This is a genomic window from Saccharothrix sp. NRRL B-16314, from assembly GCF_000716595.1.
Lineage (GTDB): Bacteria > Actinomycetota > Actinomycetes > Mycobacteriales > Pseudonocardiaceae > Actinosynnema.
This window is the reverse complement of sequence record NZ_JNXC01000053.1, coordinates 19,087-38,447: the sequence shown is the minus strand read 5'-3', so window position 1 is coordinate 38,447 and position 19,361 is coordinate 19,087. Positions and strand designations below refer to the sequence as shown.

General features: G+C 70.3%; 12 protein-coding genes and 2 pseudogenes. 11 read left to right on the top strand and 3 right to left on the bottom strand.

Features of this window, described 5'->3' with window-relative positions; all coding sequences use genetic code 11:
• The first annotated feature begins 138 nt into the window (after positions 1-138).
• Positions 139-1,491 carry an extracellular catalytic domain type 1 short-chain-length polyhydroxyalkanoate depolymerase gene (locus tag OQ02_RS38105; RefSeq protein WP_033443547.1) on the top strand — a complete coding sequence of 451 codons (1,353 nt, stop codon included), beginning with the start codon at positions 139-141 and terminating at the stop codon, positions 1,489-1,491.
• A gap of 79 nt (positions 1,492-1,570) precedes the next feature.
• On the opposite strand, the gene OQ02_RS41760 is transcribed toward OQ02_RS38105, so the two are convergent.
• Both OQ02_RS41760 and OQ02_RS40545 read right to left on the bottom strand, forming a co-directional pair.
• The gene (locus tag OQ02_RS41760) at positions 1,571-3,931 is read right to left on the bottom strand and encodes a family 43 glycosylhydrolase (protein WP_051773376.1); all 2,361 of its coding nucleotides are present in this window, start codon (positions 3,929-3,931) and stop codon (positions 1,571-1,573) included.
• Between the two features lie 92 nt (positions 3,932-4,023).
• Positions 4,024-6,963 (bottom strand): family 43 glycosylhydrolase, encoded by a 2,940-nt coding sequence (locus OQ02_RS40545; RefSeq protein ID WP_081916244.1) that lies wholly within the window; start codon positions 6,961-6,963, stop codon positions 4,024-4,026.
• A gap of 523 nt (positions 6,964-7,486) precedes the next feature.
• On the opposite strand from OQ02_RS40545, the gene OQ02_RS38090 reads away from it, so the two are divergent.
• From OQ02_RS38090 to OQ02_RS38055, 10 genes and pseudogenes are all read left to right on the top strand, one after another.
• Positions 7,487-8,503, top strand: a complete 1,017-nt coding sequence (locus OQ02_RS38090) for a LacI family DNA-binding transcriptional regulator (protein WP_197043686.1) — start codon at positions 7,487-7,489, stop codon at positions 8,501-8,503.
• Between the two features lie 81 nt (positions 8,504-8,584).
• On the top strand, positions 8,585-9,244 hold the full coding sequence (locus OQ02_RS38085; RefSeq protein WP_033443546.1) for a hypothetical protein: 660 nt from the start codon (positions 8,585-8,587) through the stop codon (positions 9,242-9,244).
• A gap of 253 nt (positions 9,245-9,497) precedes the next feature.
• The gene (locus OQ02_RS38080) at positions 9,498-9,920 is read left to right on the top strand and encodes a hypothetical protein (RefSeq protein WP_051773366.1); all 423 of its coding nucleotides are present in this window, start codon (positions 9,498-9,500) and stop codon (positions 9,918-9,920) included.
• A 471-nt stretch (positions 9,921-10,391) separates the two neighbouring features.
• Positions 10,392-12,308 (top strand): annotated as a pseudogene (locus tag OQ02_RS38075) (PA14 domain-containing protein); the annotation flags it as partial.
• A 19-nt stretch (positions 12,309-12,327) separates the two neighbouring features.
• A complete protein-coding gene (locus OQ02_RS38070) occupies positions 12,328-12,561 on the top strand; it encodes an RICIN domain-containing protein (protein WP_033443545.1) in 234 nt (77 codons plus the stop codon).
• 106 nt (positions 12,562-12,667) lie between these two features.
• A complete protein-coding gene (locus OQ02_RS38065) occupies positions 12,668-15,496 on the top strand; it encodes a PQQ-dependent sugar dehydrogenase (protein WP_033443544.1) in 2,829 nt (942 codons plus the stop codon).
• Between the two features lie 80 nt (positions 15,497-15,576).
• Positions 15,577-16,284: pseudogene (locus tag OQ02_RS47385) on the top strand (ThuA domain-containing protein); the annotation flags it as partial.
• The gene (locus tag OQ02_RS47380) at positions 16,267-16,773 is read left to right on the top strand and encodes a 3-keto-disaccharide hydrolase (protein ID WP_231500423.1); all 507 of its coding nucleotides are present in this window, start codon (positions 16,267-16,269) and stop codon (positions 16,771-16,773) included. The pseudogene OQ02_RS47385 and the gene OQ02_RS47380, both read left to right, overlap by 18 nt.
• Entirely contained in the window at positions 16,752-16,985 is a 234-nt protein-coding gene (locus tag OQ02_RS44485; protein ID WP_197043691.1) for an RICIN domain-containing protein, read from the top strand. The genes OQ02_RS47380 and OQ02_RS44485 overlap by 22 nt, the downstream gene beginning before the upstream one ends.
• A gap of 166 nt (positions 16,986-17,151) precedes the next feature.
• Complete coding sequence (locus OQ02_RS38055; protein ID WP_033443543.1) at positions 17,152-17,820, top strand: hypothetical protein; 669 nt, start codon at positions 17,152-17,154, stop codon at positions 17,818-17,820.
• A 66-nt stretch (positions 17,821-17,886) separates the two neighbouring features.
• On the opposite strand, the gene crtI is transcribed toward OQ02_RS38055, so the two are convergent.
• Positions 17,887-19,356, bottom strand: coding sequence for a phytoene desaturase family protein (gene crtI, locus OQ02_RS38050; protein ID WP_033443542.1), 1,470 nt, complete (start codon positions 19,354-19,356; stop codon positions 17,887-17,889).
• Positions 19,357-19,361 lie beyond the last annotated feature (5 nt).

Sequence of the window (19,361 nt, the reverse complement as noted above, 5' to 3'; positions counted from 1 at the left end):
AGACGGTTGATTGACAGTTCTGTGGCCGGCAGGCACTGTAAGTGTCACACGTGGACCTCCGCTCCGCCGCACCGCGAGTCGCCCATGCCCGCGGCCACCTCCTCATCCGGTCGTGCGCGAAACAAAGGAGTCGAGCGCATGAAGGTCAAATCGAGCCTGTTACTCGCCGCCGTGGCCGCACTGGCCGTGGCGGGTCTCGCCGTCACCTCACCCAGCCCCGCGTCCGCGGCCTCGCTCACCGAGGTCACCAGCTTCGGCAGCAACCCCGGCGGGATGCGGATGCACGTCTACGTGCCGGATTCCCGCCCGGCCAACCCCGGCATCGTCGTGGCCATGCACGGCTGCGGCGGCTCGGGCCCCGGCTTCTACTCCGGCAGCGAGTTCGCCGCGCAAGCCGACCGCCACGGGTTCGTCGTCATCTACCCGAGCGCCCAGCAGGAAGCCGGTTTCGGCAAGTGCTTCGACACCTGGTCCGACGCGGCCAAGCGCCGCGGCGGCGGCAGCGACCCGGTGTCGATCGTGTCGATGGTGACCTACGTGCAGCAGCGCTACGGCGGCGACCCGAACCGGGTGTACGCCACCGGTTCCTCGTCGGGCGGCATGATGACCAACCACATGCTCGCCCTGTACCCGGACGTGTTCAAGGCGGGCGCGGCGTTCATGGGCGTGCCGTTCAACTGCTTCGCGAACGCCGCCGACTACCCGCCCGGCAGTTCGCGGTGCACCGGCAACGGGGGCGCCAACCGGACGCCGCAGCAGTGGGGTGACGCGGTCCGGCAGGCGTACCCCGGCTACACCGGCGCCCGGCCGCGCGTCCAGCTGTGGCACGGCACCAACGACACCCTCGTGCCGTACGCGCTGCTCCAGGAGTCGATCGAGCAGTGGACCGACGTGTTCGGGTTGAGCCAGACCCCGACGTCCAGCGACACGCCCCAGACGAACTGGAACCGCCGCCGCTACGCCGACAAGGTCGAGGCCTACAGCATCCAGGGCGCCGGGCACAGCCTGCCCAGCGGCGGCATGGCCGCGCAGGCCATCTCGTTCTTCGGCCTGGACCGCCCCGTCGACCCGACCACGACCACCACGACCAGCACCACCACCAGCACGACGACCAGCACCACCACGAGCACCACGACCAGCACGACGACGACCACCACCACGCCCGGCGGCTCGGGCTCGTGCCGCGTCACCAGCACCGTGACCGCCTGGAACACGGGCCTGGTCGAGAACATCACCATCACCAACACCGGCACCACCGCGATCAACGGCTGGTCGCTGGTCTTCACCCTCCCGAGCGGCCAGACCATCACGTCCGGCTGGAGCGCCACCTACTCGCCCACCTCCGGCGAGGTGACCGCCCGCAACGTCGCCTACAACGCCGCCATCCCGGCGAACGGCTCGATCGGCATCGGCTTCCAGGCCAACCACAACGGCAACACCGCCAAGCCCGTCTCCTACACCCTCAACGGCACCGCCTGCACCACCGCCTGACCGACACGCGACGAGGCGGCCCGGGAGTCCGGGCCGCCTCGTCTCGTGGTCGGCTACAACGCGGCCGACTGCACAGCGGTCAGCGACAGTCGCGTGCGCCGTACGGCACCGCCAGGTCGACCGACACCTCGTTCCCGTCGACCGTCGCACTCGCCGTCACCGCCGCCGTCCCCGCGGCCACGTCCGGCTGCCGCGTCAGGAACGGGTGGAAGCGGGTCTTGCCCGGCTCGACGTCGTCGAACGCCATCGTGCCGTACTGCGTCGCGACCGTGATGTCGACCGGAACCGACTCGTTGTTGGTCACCTGCACGGTCAGCTGGACGTGCGGGCCGGCGCACCGGGTGTCCGCGGCGCCCTCGACCTTCAGCGACGGCTTGGCGAACTGCCAGCTGTCGACCTCCACCAGGTCCCGGCCGTCCGGCCCGACGAAGGTGAAGTACACGTCGTGCGCACCCGAAACGCCGTCGAGCGAGGTCCCGACCTCGGTCCACTCCCCGATCGGTCCGTCGACCGGGATGGTGGCGACGACGGCGCCCGCGCGGTCGTCCAGGCGCACCTGGATGCTCGCGCCCGCCACGAGCGGCTTGACGCGGGCCGACACACCGGTGGCACCGGTCCCGAAGTCCGCCGACGAGAGCGACGTCCAGTCACCGTTGTCGACGTCGTGCAGGGCCAGCTGCGGCACGTCGTTCGGCGCGTTGAGCCGCTTCGTGGCCAGACCCTGCTGCCAGGCGATGGTCTCCGCCTCGATCACCCGGTACGGGTCGAGGTTGCGGATCTGCTCGACGCCGTCGAACGTGCCGATGACCTCCTTCACGGTGCCGTCGGCGTTGAACTCGAGCTTCGCGATGTGCGGGCTGCGGAAGCCCTGCGTCGCGCCGCCGGTGATGCGGCGGTTCAGCGTCTGCGCGTGGTAGGTGAAGTAGTGCTCACCGTTCAGCTCGAAGACGGACTGGTGGTTGTTGCCGCCGGCGCCGAAGTAGTTGCCGGGGTTCTTGAAGATGACGCCCGCGTACTTGTCGGGGGTCCACGGTCCCATCGGGTTGTCCGCCACCAGGTAGGCGATGGCGCCGGTCGGCGGGCCGTTCGGGTCGATCGGTCCACCGAAGCCGAAGTTGGACGAGTAGGAGTAGTAGTACTTGTTGTCCCGCTTGAAGACGTGCCCCGCCTCGAACATCAGCGGCGCGTCGATGGTCTCGGCCGCGCCCTCGGTGCTGATCATGTCGTCGCCGAGCTTGATGACGCGCGTCGACTTCGGGTGGTTGGTGTTCTCGTAGGAGTCGGAGTTGTCGTCGCCGCCGCCACCGAAGTAGAGGTAGCCCTGGCCGTCGTCGTCGATGAACACGCCCGGGTCGAACAGCCAGTTGCGGCCGTCGGAGGCGCCGGGGGTCTGGCTGGTGATGAGCAGGCTGCCGCGCTCGTCGCGCCAGGGGCCCAGCGGCGAGTCGCCCACCAGGACACCGGTCGCGGCGCCGTTGTTGGCGAAGTACAGGAAGAACTGCTCCTTGCCGTCCACGACGCGGCTCTCGACCGCGGGCGCCCAGGACTGCGACGCGTACTTCGCCAGACCGGTGGGCCCGGCCACCGGGATCTCGCCGTGGTCGGTCCAGTTGACCAGGTCGTCGGACGAGATCACGGTGATCGTGTTGATCCCGCCGTACGTGTTGGTCGGTGAGGTCCCGTTCGGGCCGGGGTTGTACACCTGGGTGTCGTTGGTCATGTAGACGTACACCCGGCCGTCGTGCGCGAAGGCGTTGCCGTCGGCGCCGAACTTGTGGGAGATCAGCGGGTTGCCCTCACCGGGGTTCTTGCCCAGCACCTCGATGGTGGTCGACGGGGTGAACTCCTGCAGCGCGACGTCGTCCACCTTGAAGTCCATCAGGTGGGTCGTCGGCGCCGCCGCCGGGTCCGCCGTCCACGGCGTCTCGACGAAGACGCGCGGCGTCGTGACCGCCTGGCCGGCCGGGATCGTGAACGTGCCCTGGAGGAGGCCCCACTGCCCGCGGGGCACGGTGCCGGTGCCGAGGTTGGTGTAGGTCGAGCCGCCGTAGTGCATGGTCACGAAGAACTGCTTGGTGGCGGGGCTGGCCGGGTTCTCGTACTTCACCCGGGCGGTGACCGTGTAGGTCTTCCCGGCCTGCACCTTGCCGGCCAGGTCCTGCGCCGGCCCCGAACCGGTCGTCTTCCGGTTCGTCACCAGCACCGCTCCGGCGCCCGCGTAGGCGTCGCCGGTGGGGGACAGGGCGGCGCCGTCGGTGGCGTTCCCGCTGTTGACGGTCCACCCGGCCAGGCCGTCCTCGAAACCGGGGTTGGTGATGAGGTTCGGCCCGGCGGCCGTTGCCGCCGGAGCGGCGGTGAGGCCGCCGGCGAGCAGGGCGCCGACGGCGGCGAGGACGACGGCTCTGCGCCGTCCCGACCGCTGCGGACGTTGTCGATGCACGTGGTTCTCCTCGTTCTGGGTGTGGGTTTCACTCGCCCGCGACGTGCCGGGGTCGAGGTACTGGGGTGGGTCGGCGCACGGCGACCCGGGGATCACCGACAGGTGTGCTCCTCGTACGGGGCTTCGAGTTCCCGCGACCGCGGCTCGCCGTCCACCGTCGCGGACGCGGTGAGCGACGCCGACCCCGCGGGCACGTTCTGCTCACGGGTGGTGAACGGGTGGGAACGGGTCTTGCCGGGCTCGACGTCCTGGAAGGACTTCGTGCCGTACGGCGTTTCGACGGAGACGTCCACCGGTACCTGCTCGTGGTTGGTCAGCTCCACGGCGAGCACCACGTTGGGGCCTGCGCACCGGGTCTGCGCGGACACCGCCACCGCCACCGGGAACCTCGCCACGCCCAACCGGGCGAGCTCCAGGCTCAACGCCCGCTCCGGCGCGTCGATCTGGTTCTGCGTCCCGAACCGCGACGCCCGCGCCTGCTCGGCCTGCTCCAGCGCCTTCCGCATCGCGGCCCACGCGTCGGTGGGGTAGTGGTGCTCGTCGAGGGTGCGTGCCCGCGCGATCGCCGCGTCCAGCGCACCGGTGTCGAGCTGCTTGCCCTCCGCCGTCAGGGTGTCGCTGAGCAGGTAGTGGTCGAAGTCGACGTGCCCGCCCGCCTGCCGGGTCGCGTAGTTGAAGAGGCCCCACCGGTGGCCCATGAAGTGCGCCAGGCTGCCGTCCAGGGTCTGCGGCCCGACGCGGTTGCCCAGCTTGTGCCAGGCCGACCCGTCCAGGCTGTAGTAGAAGGTGGTCCAGCCCTGCCCGGTCGGTGCGTCGAACTCGACGTCGCCCTTGAGGTGCACCTCGGTGGCTCCGCCGAGCGGCACCTCGGTGCCGGGCACGAAGCTCTCCGCCGTCGCCTGGTCGAACGTGACCGGGAAGGGCTGCACGCGGTTGACCACCCCGAGGGTGTTGCGCCCGTCCACCCGCTTCACCGCGACGTAGGAGAAGCCGCGGTTGTACATCGCCAGGCCCGCGACGTCGCCGTCCTTCATCCCGCCGAAGTCGAGCTTCGTCTCCGCCGAGCCCCTCGGCCCGAACGTCCGCTGCGACAGCGTGTTGCGGGCCTCCTCGAACCACGTCAGCTCGGCCCGGTTCGACAGCTTGGTGTAGACGTAGTCCCCGGTGACGACCTTGCCGGTGGTCAGCCGCAACCAGTCCTCGCGGTCCGTCAGCGACCAGTAGCGGTTGTCCGGGGCGTGGTTCCACTCCCAGGCCAGGCCGAGCCGGGAGCCGTTGGGCGTGATCTCCTCCTCGGTCGGGTGTTCGGTGGTCACCGGTTGGCCCACGACCGAGACGTCGTCCAGCAGGTACTCGACGCTCGACGACGGCGGCTGCGGGTTCGCCCACGGCGTCTCGACCGCGAACTTCACCTTGGCGGTCGCGGCCGTGCTCGGGACCGTGTACCTACCGGAGACCGTCGTCCACTGGCCTGCCCGGACGTCGCCGGCCGCCATCACCTGGACCCCCGCGCCCCAGTCGGCGACGAGGTTGAACCGCACGGTCGCCGGGCCCGCCGCGTACTTGACCTTCGCCGACACCGCGTACGTCACGCCGCGCTGCAACACACCGTCCAGGGACTGGTTCGGCCCCGAGCCGTTGACCGTCCGGTTGCCCACCTTGAGGGCCGCCGACCCCGCCGCCGGGTCCGTGCCGTCCAGAGCGAGCTGCGCGCCGAACTGGCCCGACCACGGCGACACCGACCCGGACTCGAACCCCGGGTTGCGCACCAGTTCCACGCCGAGCAGCGACTCGTCCACGACGGGCGGTGTCGGGATGGTCCACTTCTCGTCCATGTACGCCTTGTGCGGCGCGTCGTTGGCGAAGTCGTCCGATGCGACGACGCTCTTCTGGCGCTCCAGCAGCTCTTCCGCCGGGCTGAGCTCGATGGGCTTGTCGAACACCCCGTTCACCGGCACGACGCCGTTGTTCCCGAACGTCGGCCAGCCGTCCTGCCACGTGGCGGGGATGAGCGCCGGGATGCGGCCGACCGGGAACGAGTCGCGGAAGAACATGCCGTACCAGTCGGTCCGGCCGCCGTCGCGGGCGATGGGCACCAGGCTGCCCTGCGCGAAGCCGTTCGAGTTCAGCGCACCGCGGGCCTGGTACGGGTTGCTGCCGTCGGCCGTCGCGTAGCGCCCGAGCAGCTCGGGCGAGCGGAAGAGCACCACCTGGCGCCCCTGGCCCGGCGGCCAGGTGATGATCACGATGTAGTAGTGGCCGTCGATGTACTGCACCTGGGCGCCCTCGAACAGCCCGCCGAGGAACGGTGAACCGGGGTAGTCCGCCGGCCGCAGGATGTTCGGGTACTCCGCCACCACCCGGGTCAGGCCGCTGTCCAGCTTGACCGCGCTGGTCGAGCCCGACCCGTAGAAGATGTACGGCGTGCCGCCGTCCCGCTCGTCGAAGTACAGCGACGGGTCGTGGAACGCGCGCCCCAGCGGCAGCCGGGTCCACGCGCCGTCCTCGACGTCGTCGGTGGTGTAGATGTAGGAGCCGCCGAGGTTGTTGGTGTTGAAGGCGACGTAGAACTTCCCGTCGTGGTAGCGCAGCGACGACGCCCACTGGCCCTGGCCGTAGGAGTTCTGGCCGTTGCGCAGCGAGAACGGGTCGCCGACGCCCAACCGGTCGAAGACGTAGTTGACGACCTCCCAGTTGACGAGGTCGTAGGACTTCATGATCGGCGCACCCGGGCTCAGGTGCATCGTCGTGCTGATCATGTAGTAGACGTCCCGGCCCTCGTCGTTCTCGGCCGCGGGGACGCGCTCCACGCTGACGTCCGGCACGTCCGAGTCGAGCAGCGGGACGGAGTACGTGCCGTCTCCGTTGTCGGTCGACGTGTACGACGGCACCGGTGTCCATTCGTCCGTGGCGTGGGCCGGGAGCCCTGCCGAGGTGAGGGCCGCGCCGATCAGGGCGAGCGTCGCGGTGGCGGCGCGCAGCCTGCGGCTCGGGCGCCGATCACGCGGACGGGGAAGAGCGGTCAAGTGCATGGACGACTCCAGACGCGGTTGTGCGCTATCCGCAGAGGACGGACCGACTGGTGCACCCAGAAAGGGTCGGGGACGCGAAATCTTTCGCGTTGAGTGGTGGAGGGAGCAGGGTGGCGGTGTATGTGATCGCTAACATGCAGTAATGCGGATACCTCATGCCGCCTCGGCGAACAGGGGTATCGCCTTACGGCACTTGGTGTCGCCGGGGCAACGAATTCGGGTGAAGCGCAGGTGGCAGGGAGCGGTGTGGCGGGCCGGCTTTGCGTTGCGGATCAGTGTTAGCGATAACACAGCGGGTGTCAAGGATCGACGTAGGACGCCTGGTCGAAACATTTGCGTGACCGGCGGGTCGGACCGCTTTGGGGTCGCTAAAAATTGCGCCCGAATATTTAGCGCACAGGCGCGTTGACGGTCTGAATAGGGCGTGGCTACATTGGGTTGTCGGCCGGAGTCGATCAGTGTGGGACTCCTGATCGAAGCGACTGTGCACGCGTTGGGCGGATGCCACGCAGATGGGACGGCAGTGGCGAACAGGACCGCGGGTGTGCCCGCCATGGCCGACGTCGCCAGACTGGCCGGTGTCTCGCACCAGACGGTGTCGCGGGTGCTCAACGGGCACCCGTACGTCCAGGAACGCACGCGCCTGCGGGTCCGGGCGGCGATCGACGAGCTGGGCTACCGCCCGAACCGGGTCGCCCGCGCGCTGGTGACCGGCCGCTCGCAGCTGGTCGGGGTGGTGGCCCAGAACACGACCCTGTGCGGGCCCGCGTCCTTGCTCGCGGCGTTCGAGCAGGTGGCGGCGGCGGCCGGGTTCGTGGTGACCACGCACCGGGTGAACGTGCTGGACCGCGAGTCGATCACCACCGCGCTGGAGCGGCACCGCGACCAGCGGGTGGCGGGCATCGTGGTCATCGCACCGACCGCGTCGGCGCACGAGGCGGTCGACACCGTTCCGCCCGGCGTGCCGATGGTGATGGTCGACGGCGATCCCGAGCGCACCACCCCGCTGGTGACCGTCGACCAGGAGGCGGGCGCCGTCGCGGCGACCCGTCACCTGCTGGAGGCCGGTCACCGCACGGTGTGGCACGTGTCGGGACCGCCGGACTGGTTCGACAGCGCGGGTCGGATCAAGGGCTGGCGGTCGGTGCTCGAGGCGGCGGGTGCGGAGGTGCCGCCGGTGGTGCCCGCGGACTGGAGCGCCGCCTCCGGGTACCGGGCGGGTCAGATGCTGGCCCGGATGCCCGACGTCACCGCGATCTTCGCCGCGAACGACCACCTGGCGCTGGGCATCCTGCGGGCGATGAGCGAGCACGGCAAGCGGGTTCCGCGCGACGTGAGCCTGGTCGGCTTCGACGACGTGCCCGAGGCCGCCTACTTCATCCCGCCGCTGACCACCGTCCGACCGGACTTCGGCGCCGTCGCCCGGGATGCCCTGGACCTGCTGATGGCGCAGCTCGACGGGAACGTGGTCGACGACGTCCGGCGCACTTCCGAGCCGACGCTCGTGTCGCGGGACAGCGTCCGACCGCCGTCCGACTGAGCCGGCAACGGCTGTCCGATCACCCGTACGCTCGAAGCGGCCTGGACGCACGCCGACCGACAGGAGAGGCACGCGGAAACCGTGGACTTGGCCGACCGGCTCCGCCGCGTCCGCTGGCTCGGCGGCGGCAGCGGCGCGGGCAAGTCGACCATCGCCCGCCGCATCGCGGAGCGGCACGGCCTGCACCTCTACGCGACGGACGACGTGATGTCGGACCACGCCGCCCGCTGCACACCGGAGGACGCGCCTTTCCTGCGCCGGTTCGCGGACATGGACATGGACGAGCGGTGGGTCGACCGCTCGCCGGAGGCCATGCTGGAGACGTTCCACTGGTTCCGGGGCGAGGGTTTCGGCCTCATCGTCGAAGACCTCCTCCGCCTCCCGGCGGGAACCGGTGTGCTCGTGGAGGGTTTCCGGCTGCTGCCGCACCTCGTGCGGCCCCACCTCGTCGAGCCCGGTCAGGCGGTCTGGCTGTTGCCGACGCCCGACTTCCGCGAGGCGGCGTTCCGCGGCCGGGGCACGCTGTGGGACATACCCCGGCGGACCGGCGACCCGGAGCGGGCCCTGCGCAACCTGCTCGACCGGGACCGGATGTTCACCGAGCGCCTCCGCGACGACGCGCGGGCCTTGGACCTGACCGTGATCGACGTCGACACCTCGACGACCGAAGACCACCTGATCGAGCGGGTGACGCGGGCGTTCGGGTTCCCGACCACCCGGCTACCACGTACAGCGTCCTGACCACGGCAAACCTTCACCCGGACGAGTTGGTGCCCGCCTTCGCGCGAGGTGGGACGATGGACAGCCGGCGGGGGTGCTCGTGTCGGCGGGGAGTGACGACACCGAGGCGTGCCGGACACCGACACCGCTTGGCGATGCGCACGGCCTCGGGCCGGATTCCGTTTCCGGCCGGACGTGCTGGAGCCGCGACGTGATCGCAGATCGGGGCGGGAGCGCCGACCGTGTCCGTTGAACAGGCGACAAGGGGACAGCGATGAGGAAGACGACGAAGATCGTGGCGAGCCTGGCGACCGCTGCCGCGAGCACCGTGCTGATCGGTGGGACGGCCGCAGCCGCGCCTCCGTGGGTGAGCGACCCGGCGACGTGCGCCAACCCGCAGACGGCGGTGGCGCGCACGGTCGACAACCGGACCGTCCAGGTCCGCTACGGCTACTGCAGTGGGGTGCAGTACGGCTGGGGGCGGATCCTCAACTTCACCGGGCCGGAGTTCATCCGCTTCGAAGTCGACCTGAACGGCGACCGGGTCGCGGACGACTTCTCCACCTACACCGCGGGCCACCGCAACTACACGCAGGCCTACCCGACGAGCACGAACGCGAATCGCGCCTTCCGCGCGTGCTACGTGGTCGACCCGAACGGGACCTGCACCGCGGGCAACTCCACCGTGTGGTGGTGACGCGCACCGTGGACATCACGGGTCAGGGAGGCCGGGCGCACCACATCTGACCGGTACCTGCCAGAAATGCCGTACCTTTTGATCGATACCCGCCGTTACGGTTCTTACCGTTCGCCGTATGCCTGAGGGGCATCCGACGGTGCGCTGACCGCGATCGGCACAGTTCGCCGCGAGGTCGACATCGAACCGATGTCGGCCTCGTTGGCGTGCCCTCGAACAACCTTGAGCGGACGAGCGCGCCGAGGGCCGGGTCGGCGACGTCGCAGCGCCGAACGCCCTAAGGTTTCGCCGCCATTCAGGGCACTTTTGTCTATCTTGAACACTCTTTCGTTGACGCTGTACAAAAGTAGGCTTACGTTCACGTCGCCGATGTGACCTGAGCAACAACACCAGCTCTGGAGCACCTGCTCCACCACACCCCTTGCCGAGTCGGGTCCCTGCTCACTCGCCCATCCAAGGGAGAACACCGCCATGCCGTTCCCTGCCCGGAAGAGCCGGTGGTCCCGGACCACCGGCTCGTTCTTCTCAGCCGCCGCGCTGATCACCACCGCGTTCACCTCCGTCGCCGCGCCCGCGCAAGCCGCCGCACCGCCACCCCAGGAACCAGGGGTGACGCTCCGGGTCTACGACCTCCAGACCGCCCTGACCAGACTCTGCACGTTGAAGACCGGCCAGACGCCCAACATCGACAAGCTGATGCCGACGATCGACTGGACCGCCACCGCGGACTTCGGCCTCGGCGACAACTTCCTGTCCGAGGTCACGGGCAACATCAACATCACCACGGCAGGCATCCACGCCTTCCGCCTCACCAGCGACGACGGAGCCCGGCTCCGGATCGACAACGCGGTGGTCGTCGACCACGACGGGCTGCACGGAGCCACCGCGAAGGACGGCTCGATCCAACTGGGCCAGGGCTACCACTCGCTGCGGATCGACCACTTCGACGCCGGTGGCGGTCAGCAGGTCACCCTGCAGTGGCAGCCACCCGGCGCGACCGGGTTCAGCACCGTGCCGAACTCCGCGCTGAGCACCGACGCGGGCGTGGTGCGGGTGACCGCTCCCGGGCGGAAGGACTGCGAGGCCGCCGGCGACACACCGGGTGACGGCCTGCCGCTGACCGGCGTGCACCCCGGTTTCACCCTGGCGAACCTGCGTCCGACCGGGTTCCAGCCACAGGTCAGCGGCATGGACTGGCTGCCGGACGGCCGGCTGGCGATCACCACCTGGGGAGGCTCGAACAACCAGCTGGGTGAGGTCCACCTGCTGAGCAACGTCACCGGCGCCACGAGCCCGACGCAGGTGCGGACCTTGAAGATCGCCAGTGGCCTCAAGGAGCCGATGGGGATCAAGTACGTCGACGGCAAGCTCTACGTGTCGGAGAAGCACCGGCTGACCGAGCTGAACGACACCAACGGCGACTGGGTGACCGACAACGTCCGCGCGGTGGCGACCTGGCCGTTCGGCGGCAACTTCCACGAGTTCGCCTTCGGGATGCTCTACCAGGACGGGTCCTTCTACCTCAACCTGTCCGTGGCGATCAACTACGGCGGCGCGACGACCGACCCGCAGCCGGCGCCGAACCGCGGCACCACGATCAAGGTGGACAAGAACACCGGCGCCGTCTCCTACATCGCCGGTGGGCTGCGCACGCCGCACGGCATCGGCTGGGGTCCGGAGGGCGGCATCTTCGTCACCGACAACCAGGGCGGCTGGCTGCCGTCCTCGAAGCTGGTGCACATCAAGCAGGACCGCTTCTTCAACCACTACACGAACCCCGACGGCCCGTTCGACACCCGGCCGGTCACCGCGCCGGTGCTCTGGTTGCCGCAGAACGAGATCGCGAACTCGCCGAGCAACCCGGTGCAGCTGACCACGGGTCCGTTCGCGGGGCAGATGGTCTTCGGCGACGTCACCTACGGCGGCCTGCAACGCGGTTTCCTGGAGAAGGTCAACGGCGAGTACCAGGGCGCCGTGTTCCGCATGACGCAAGGGCTCGAGGCGGGGGTGAACCGGATCAGCCTCGGTCCGGACGGCGCCATCTACACCGGTGGCATCGGCGCGGGCGGCAACTGGGGGCAGCCGGGCAAGCTCGAGTTCGGCTTGCAGAAGCTGACCCCCAACGGCGCGGAGGCGTTCGACATCGTCGCGATGCGCGCGGTCAAGGGCGGCTTCGAGCTGGAGTACACGCAACCGCTGTCGACCCAGACGGCGCAGGACCTGGTCACCAAGTACCGGGCGACGCAGTGGCGCTACCAGCCGACCGCGGCCTACGGCGGCCCGAAGATCGACCAGCAGGCGTTGACGGTGGTCTCGGCGACGCCGTCGGCCGACCGGAAGAAGGTCACCGTCATGCTGTCCGGCCTCCAGAGCGGACGCGTGGTGCACTGACGGCACGATCCGCGCGTTGGGGAAGTGCCTGGACGTGAAGCTCGGTGGCACGGTGAACGGCACGGTGACGCAGTTGTGGACGTGCAACGGCACCGGTTCCCAGCAGTGGGCGCCGCAGGCTGACGGCACGCTGCGGAACCCGCAGTCCGGGCGTTGCCTGGACGCGGCCGGTGTCAGCAGCGCCGACGGCACGGTGCTGCACATCTGGGACTGCGTCAACGGCGTCAACCAGAAGTGGGTCCTGCCCTGAGTCGACGGTCCTGAGGGTTCGCCGGTCACCCCGCCGGCCGGCGAACCCCCGTCCGGTGACCCCTGACCCCCTGTCGGACAGCGAAGTTCGGAAGGACGTCGTCACGATGACCACATCCCTGCGCGCGCCCGCACGCCTCGGTGCCGCCGCGCTGCTCCTGGTGGCCGGTGCGGTCGCCCTACCCGCGACCGCCGCGTCCCACACCGATTCGGCGGCTTCGGCACGGGTCGGCGCCCAGGCGGCCTCGTTCCAGCAGGTGACCCTCGCCAAGGGTGCCGCCGAGATGGGGGAGCCCATCTCCATGACCGTGCTCCCCGACCGGTCGGTGCTGCACACCTCCAGGGACGGCACCATCCGGTTCACCGACGCCGCCGGCAACACCAAGGTCTCCGGCAAGGTCACCGTGTACTCCCACGACGAGGAGGGCTTGCAGGGCATCGCGGCCGACCCGAACTTCGCGACCAACCGCCACGTCTACCTGTACTACGCGCCCCCGTTGTCCACCCCGGCCGGTGACGCGCCCTCCGACGGCACCGACTTCTCGGCGTGGAACGGGGTCAACCGGCTGTCCCGGTTCGTGCTGAACGCGGACGGCACGATCGACCAGGCCAGCGAGAAGGCGGTGCTGGACGTGCCCGCCAGCCGCGGCACGTGCTGCCACGTGGGCGGTGACATCGACTTCGACGCCGCCGGGAACCTCTACCTGAGCACCGGCGACGACAGCAACCCGTTCGCGTCCGACGGTTACAGCCCGCTCGACGAGCGCGCCAGCCGCAACCCCGCCTTCGACGCCCAGCGCACCGCCGGCAACACCAACGACCTGCGCGGCAAGCTGCTCCGGATCAAGGTCAACGCCGACGGCGGCTACTCCATCCCCACCGGCAACATGTTCGCGCCGGGCACGTCCAAGACCCGGCCCGAGATCTACGCGATGGGTTTCCGCAACCCGTTCCGGTTCACCGTGGACAAGGCGACCGGCGTCGTCTACCTCGGCGACTACGGCCCGGACGCGGGCTCGACGAACCCCGCGCGCGGGCCGGCGGGCCAGGTCGAGTTCAACCGCGTGACCGGCCCCGGCTTCTACGGCTGGCCGTACTGCACCGGGTCCAACACCACCGCCGAGACCTACAACGATTACGACTTCGCCACCGGTGTCTCCGGTGCGAAGTACAACTGCGCGGGCGGGCCGGTGAACAACTCGCCGCGCAACACCGGCTTGGCGTCGCTGCCGGCGGCCAAGGCGGCCTGGATCAAGTACGACGGCTGCTCTCTGGCGGCGTTCGGCTGCGGCAGCGAGTCGCCGATGGGCGGCCCGGTCTACCGGTACAACCCGAACCTGAACTCGGCGGTCAAGTTCCCGCAGTCCTACGACGGTCACTTCTTCGGCGCTGAGTTCGGCCGGCGCTGGATCAAGGACATTTCCGTCAACGACAACGGCACGCCGGGCGCCATCGCCGACTTCCCCTGGACCGGGACCCAGGTGATGGACCTGGCGTTCGGCCCCGACGGCGCGCTCTACGTGCTGGACTACGGCACCGGCTGGTTCAGCGGTGACGCGAACTCGGCGCTGTACCGGATCGAGCACGTGTCGGGCGGCTTCGCGCCGATCGCCAAGGCCGCCGCGGACAAGACCTCCGGCGCGGCTCCGCTGAGCGTGGCATTCAGCTCCGCCGGTTCGTCCGACCCGGACGGCGACCCGATCACGTTCGCGTGGAACTTCGGCGACGGCGGCACGTCGACGGCGGCCAACCCGCAGCACACCTACTCGGGCAACGGCGCCTACACCGCCACGCTGACCGTGACCGACAGCACCGGTCGGACCGCCACGGCGAGCGTGCAGATCACCGTGGGCAACACGGCGCCGACGGTCACGTTGCACCTGCCGCAGAACGGGCAGCTGTTCTCCTTCGGGGACGCGGTGCCGTTCCGGATCACCGTCACCGACCCGGAGGACGGCACGATCGACTGCGCCAGGGTCAAGCTCAGCTACGTCCTGGGGCACGACTCGCACGGCCACAAGCTGACCGAGGCGACGGGGTGCTCGGGGACGGTCCAGACGCCGCAGGACGGTGAGCACGACCCCAACGCCAACATCTTCGGGGTGTGGGACGCCGAGTACACCGACACCGGCGGCATCACCACGCACGCGCAGAACGTGACCCAGCCGAAGACCCGGCAGGCCGAGCACCACGGCACCTCCAGCGGCACGCAGGTCGTCGACCACGGTCCGGCGCACGGCGGCAAGACCGTCGGCCACATCGACAACGGCGACTGGATCGCGTTCCAGCCCTACGTGCTCGCCGACGCGACGTCGTTCACCGCGCGGGTGTCCTCGGCGGGTGCCGGTGGCACCATCGAAGTGCGGTCCGGGTCGGCGGGCGGCACGCTGCTCGGCTCGGTCGCCGTGCCGGTCACGGGCGGCTGGGAGACGTTCACCGACGTCACCACCGCGCTGACCGGCCGGCCCGCCGGCACGACCACGCTCTACCTGGTGTTCAAGGGCGGCGCGGGCTCGTTGTTCGACGTCGACGAGTTGACCTTCACCACGGGCGCGCGCACCGGCCGGATCACCGGTCTGGGTGGCAAGTGCGTGGACGTGAGCGGCGGCAGCACGGCCGACGGGGCGAAGGTGCAGCTCTGGACGTGCAACGGCACCGCTGCCCAGCAGTGGACCGCGTCCGCGGACGGCTCGCTGCGAGCGCTCGGGAAGTGCCTCGACATCCAGCGCGGTGGCACGGCGAATGGCACGGTGACGCAGTTGTGGACGTGCAACGGCACCGGCGCCCAGCAGTGGGTTCCGCGGTCCGACGGGACGGTGCGGAACCCGCAGTCGGGGCGTTGCCTGGACGCGGCGGGGAGCAGCAGCGCCGACGGCACGGTGCTGCACATCTGGGACTGCTCCGACGGCGCCAACCAGAAGTGGGTCCTGCCCTGACCGCCACCGACCACCCGAGCAAGGAGAAACCGATGTTCCGACTGCGATCCGTCCTGGCGGCGACAGCCACGTCCGCGGTGATGATCCTGGCCGCGTCCCCCGCACCGGCACCGGCGGCCGACCCCTCCTACAAGGTGCTGGTCTTCTCGAAGACCGCGGGCTTCCGGCACTCGTCCATCGGGACCGGTGTCCAGGCGATCCGCGACCTCGGCGCCGCGAACAACTTCACCGTCGACGCCACCGAGGACGGCGCGGCGTTCACCGGCGCGAACCTGGCCCAGTACCGGGCGGTGGTCTTCCTGCTCACCACCGGCGACGTGCTCAACGACACCCAGCAGGGTGCCTTCGAGTCCTACGTCCGGTCCGGTGGCGGGTACGTCGGCGTGCACTCCGCGTCCGACACCGAGTACCAGTGGCCGTTCTACGGCGGCGTGGTCGGCGGGTACTTCCACTCGCACCCCGCGATCCAGCAGGCGACGGTGCGGGTGGAGGACCGGGCGCACGCCTCGACCTCGCACCTCGGCGCGGACTGGGTCCGGACCGACGAGTGGTACAACTTCCAGGCGAACCCCCGGGCGAACGTGCACGTGCTGGCCCGGCTCGACGAGGGCACGTACTCCGGCGGCACCATGGGTGATCACCCGATCGCGTGGTGCCAGAACTACCAGGGCGGGCGGTCGTGGTACACCGCCGGCGGGCACACCGAGCAGACCTACGCCGAGCCCGGCTTCCGCGCACACCTGCTCGGCGGCCTCCGCTACGCGGCCGGCGTGACCGACGCCGACTGCCGAGCGGAAAACGGGTACACGTCGCTGTTCAACGGCGGCAACACCAACGGGTGGAGCCAGGCCGGTCCCGGCGGCTTCACCGCCGCCGACGCCACGCTCACCTCGCACGGTGGGCTGGGCCTGTTGTGGCACTCGGCCAAGGAGTTCCGGTCGTACTCGCTGAAGCTGGACTGGAAGCTCGCCGGCGACGACAACTCCGGCGTGTTCATCGGGTTCCCGGCGAGCAACGACCCCTGGTCGGCGGTGAACAACGGCTACGAGATCCAGATCGACGCCACCGACGCGGCCGACCGGACCACCGGCTCGGTCTACGGCTACAAGGCCGCCGACATCGCCGCCCGGGACGCGGCGCTGAACCCGGCCGGTGAGTGGAACACCTACGAACTGCTCGTCGAGGGCGAACGGCTGCAACTGTTCCTCAACGGGGTGAAGATCAACGACTTCACCATGACGGCACGATCCGCGCGTTGGGGAAGTGCCTGGACGTGAAGCTCGGTGGCACGGTGAACGGCACGGTGACGCAGTTGTGGACGTGCAACGGCACCGGGTCCCAGCAGTGGGCGCCGCAGTCGGACGGCGCGCTGCGGAACCCGCAGTCCGGGCGTTGCCTGGACGCGGCGGGCGTCAGCAGCGCCGACGGCACGGTGCTGCACATCTGGGACTGCTACGGCGGCGCCAACCAGAAGTGGGTCCTGCCCTGACGGACTCCGCCTGAGTGAGCGCGTCCACCGCATCGGATCGTGCGGTGGACGCGCCCTTCTCCGACGCGTGGCTGCAGCCGAAAACCGCCGTCGGTGCCACTGGTGGACGGGTTACCCTTGCGCGCCACGACCGCAGTGGACCAACCGGGGGATTCCAGTGAGACGCGTGCTGCCTTTCGTCGCCCTGCTCGCCGCGGCCTGCACGGCCGCGCCATCGGAGGCGGTTCCCGGCGGGCCGAGTGCCGCCGCGACCACGACGACGGCAGCGACCACGACCACCGCCGCTCCGGCCGAACTCGCGCCTCGGCGCGTTCGATCAGCGGCGCTGCCCGCCGACGCCCTGGACCGACTCGGCGTCGCCGAGCGCGGCGTCGACCCGGATGCCCTCCGCTGGCAACTGCCCCTGCCGTGCGCCAAGCCCCTGACCTCCGGGCGGGAGGTGTTCGGCTACCACCTGAACTTCAACCGCCAGTGGAAGACCAGCCGCTTCGAGTTCAACCACCTCGTCACCTGGTACCGGGACCGCACGGGCGCGGACGCCGTCGCCAAGACGCGGGAGATGGCGGAGTCGTGCCAGGAGTACGTCTACTCGACCAAGGAAGCGGGGGACCAGGAGCTCCGGGTCACCGCGCCGGTGGACGTGCCCACGCCGGAAGGCGCGAGCGCGGGCTACTCCTATTGCGAGGACAACGGCACCACCCACGTGTGCCGGGCGTTGATCGCGCACGACGACATGACGTCCGTGCTGATCGTGTTCTCCGGCACACGCGAACAGAGCCTGGACCTGATCGCCGAGATGCTGCCGGTCACTGCCGAACTGCTGGCGGAGGCGTGAAGGGGAACCGCAGGTCCCCGAGCGGCCCGAACATGGCCGGCTCGGCTCTGCGGAGCTGTACGAGCTTCACCGTCGCCGGAGCCGTTCGGCGGCGAGCCTGCCGGAGATGAGCACCGGCGGGATGCCGACACCGGGCGTCGTGCCGCTGCCCGCGAGCACGACGTTGCCGTCGCGGAACGGCAGGTTGCGCGGCCGGAACGGGCCGGTCTGGCCGAACGTGTGCGCCGCGGAGAACGGGGTTCCCGCGGCCTGGCCGGACCGGGCCCAGTCGTCGGGAGTGACGACGGACAGCACCTCGACGTCGGTGTCGAGCAGCTTGCGGTCGACCAGTTCGCCGACGACCTCCTCGGCGTACCGCGTGCCGGTCACGTCCCACCGGATGGCGGCGGCGTCCAGGTTCGGGCACGGGGCGAGCAGGTACTGGAGGTGCCGTCCTTCCGGAGCCGCACCCGGGTCGGTGAGGGTCGGCGTCGTGAGCAGCACGGACGGGTCGCTCATGACGCGGCCCTCGCGGATGATCTCGTCGAACGTGCGCTGCCACGCGGTGCCGAACGAGATCGTGTGGTGGGCCGGCCCGCCGACCAGCCGCCGGGTGCTCAGGTGCACCACCACGGCCGACGGTGACCACTTCAGCGGGCGGGGGCGCCGTGGTCCGCCGTGCAGCAGCCGCGTGCTCTGCGCCGGTCCCGTGGCGAGCACGACGGCGTCGCACGGGAAGCGGTCGGTCGTGGTGCGGACGGCGGTCACCCGCCGGCCGACGCGGTCGAGCGCGACGACCTCGGCGTCGTAGTCGAACCGGACCCCCGCCGCGGCCGCGGCGTCCGCGAGGGCCTGCGGGACCGCACGCATGCCGCCGCGCGGGAACCACACGCCGGCCACGGTGTCCATGTAGGCGATCACGGCGTAGGCGGCGAGCGCGTCGGCGGGAGACACCCCGGCGTACAGGGACTGGAAGGTGAACACGCGGCGGAGCCGGTCGTCGCGGAGGAACCGGCCCACGGCCCGGGACAGGGAGCCGAAGCCGCCGAGCCTCGCGAGGGTGACGAGGTCGCGGCCGAGCAGGTCGAGCGGCGAGTCGAAGCTCGCGCCGATGAACCGGTCGCGCTCGACCCGGTACAGCCGGGTCAACCAGGCGCGCAGCTCGCGGTAGCCCTCGGCTTCGCGATCACCGGCGAACTCGGCGATCGCCTGTTCCATCGCGGTGGCGTCGGTGTGGACGTCGATCCTGCTGCCGTCCGCGAACTGGGCGCGGTAGGCCGGGTGCAGCGGCACCAGGTCCAGGTGGTCGGCGAGTCGCGCTCCCACCGCCGCGAACGCGTCGTCGAGCAGTTCCGGCATGGTCAGCACGGTCGGCCCGGTGTCGATGAGGTGGCCGGCCACGTCCAGCCTGCCCGCCAGGCCACCGGGATGGCCCTGCCGCTCCAGCACCGTCACCTCGTGCCCGGCGCCGCGCAGGTGCAGCGCGGCGGACAGGCCGGCCAGCCCCGCGCCGACCACGACCACCGAGTCGGTGCGGCCCTTCACCACGCGTGCCACGGCAT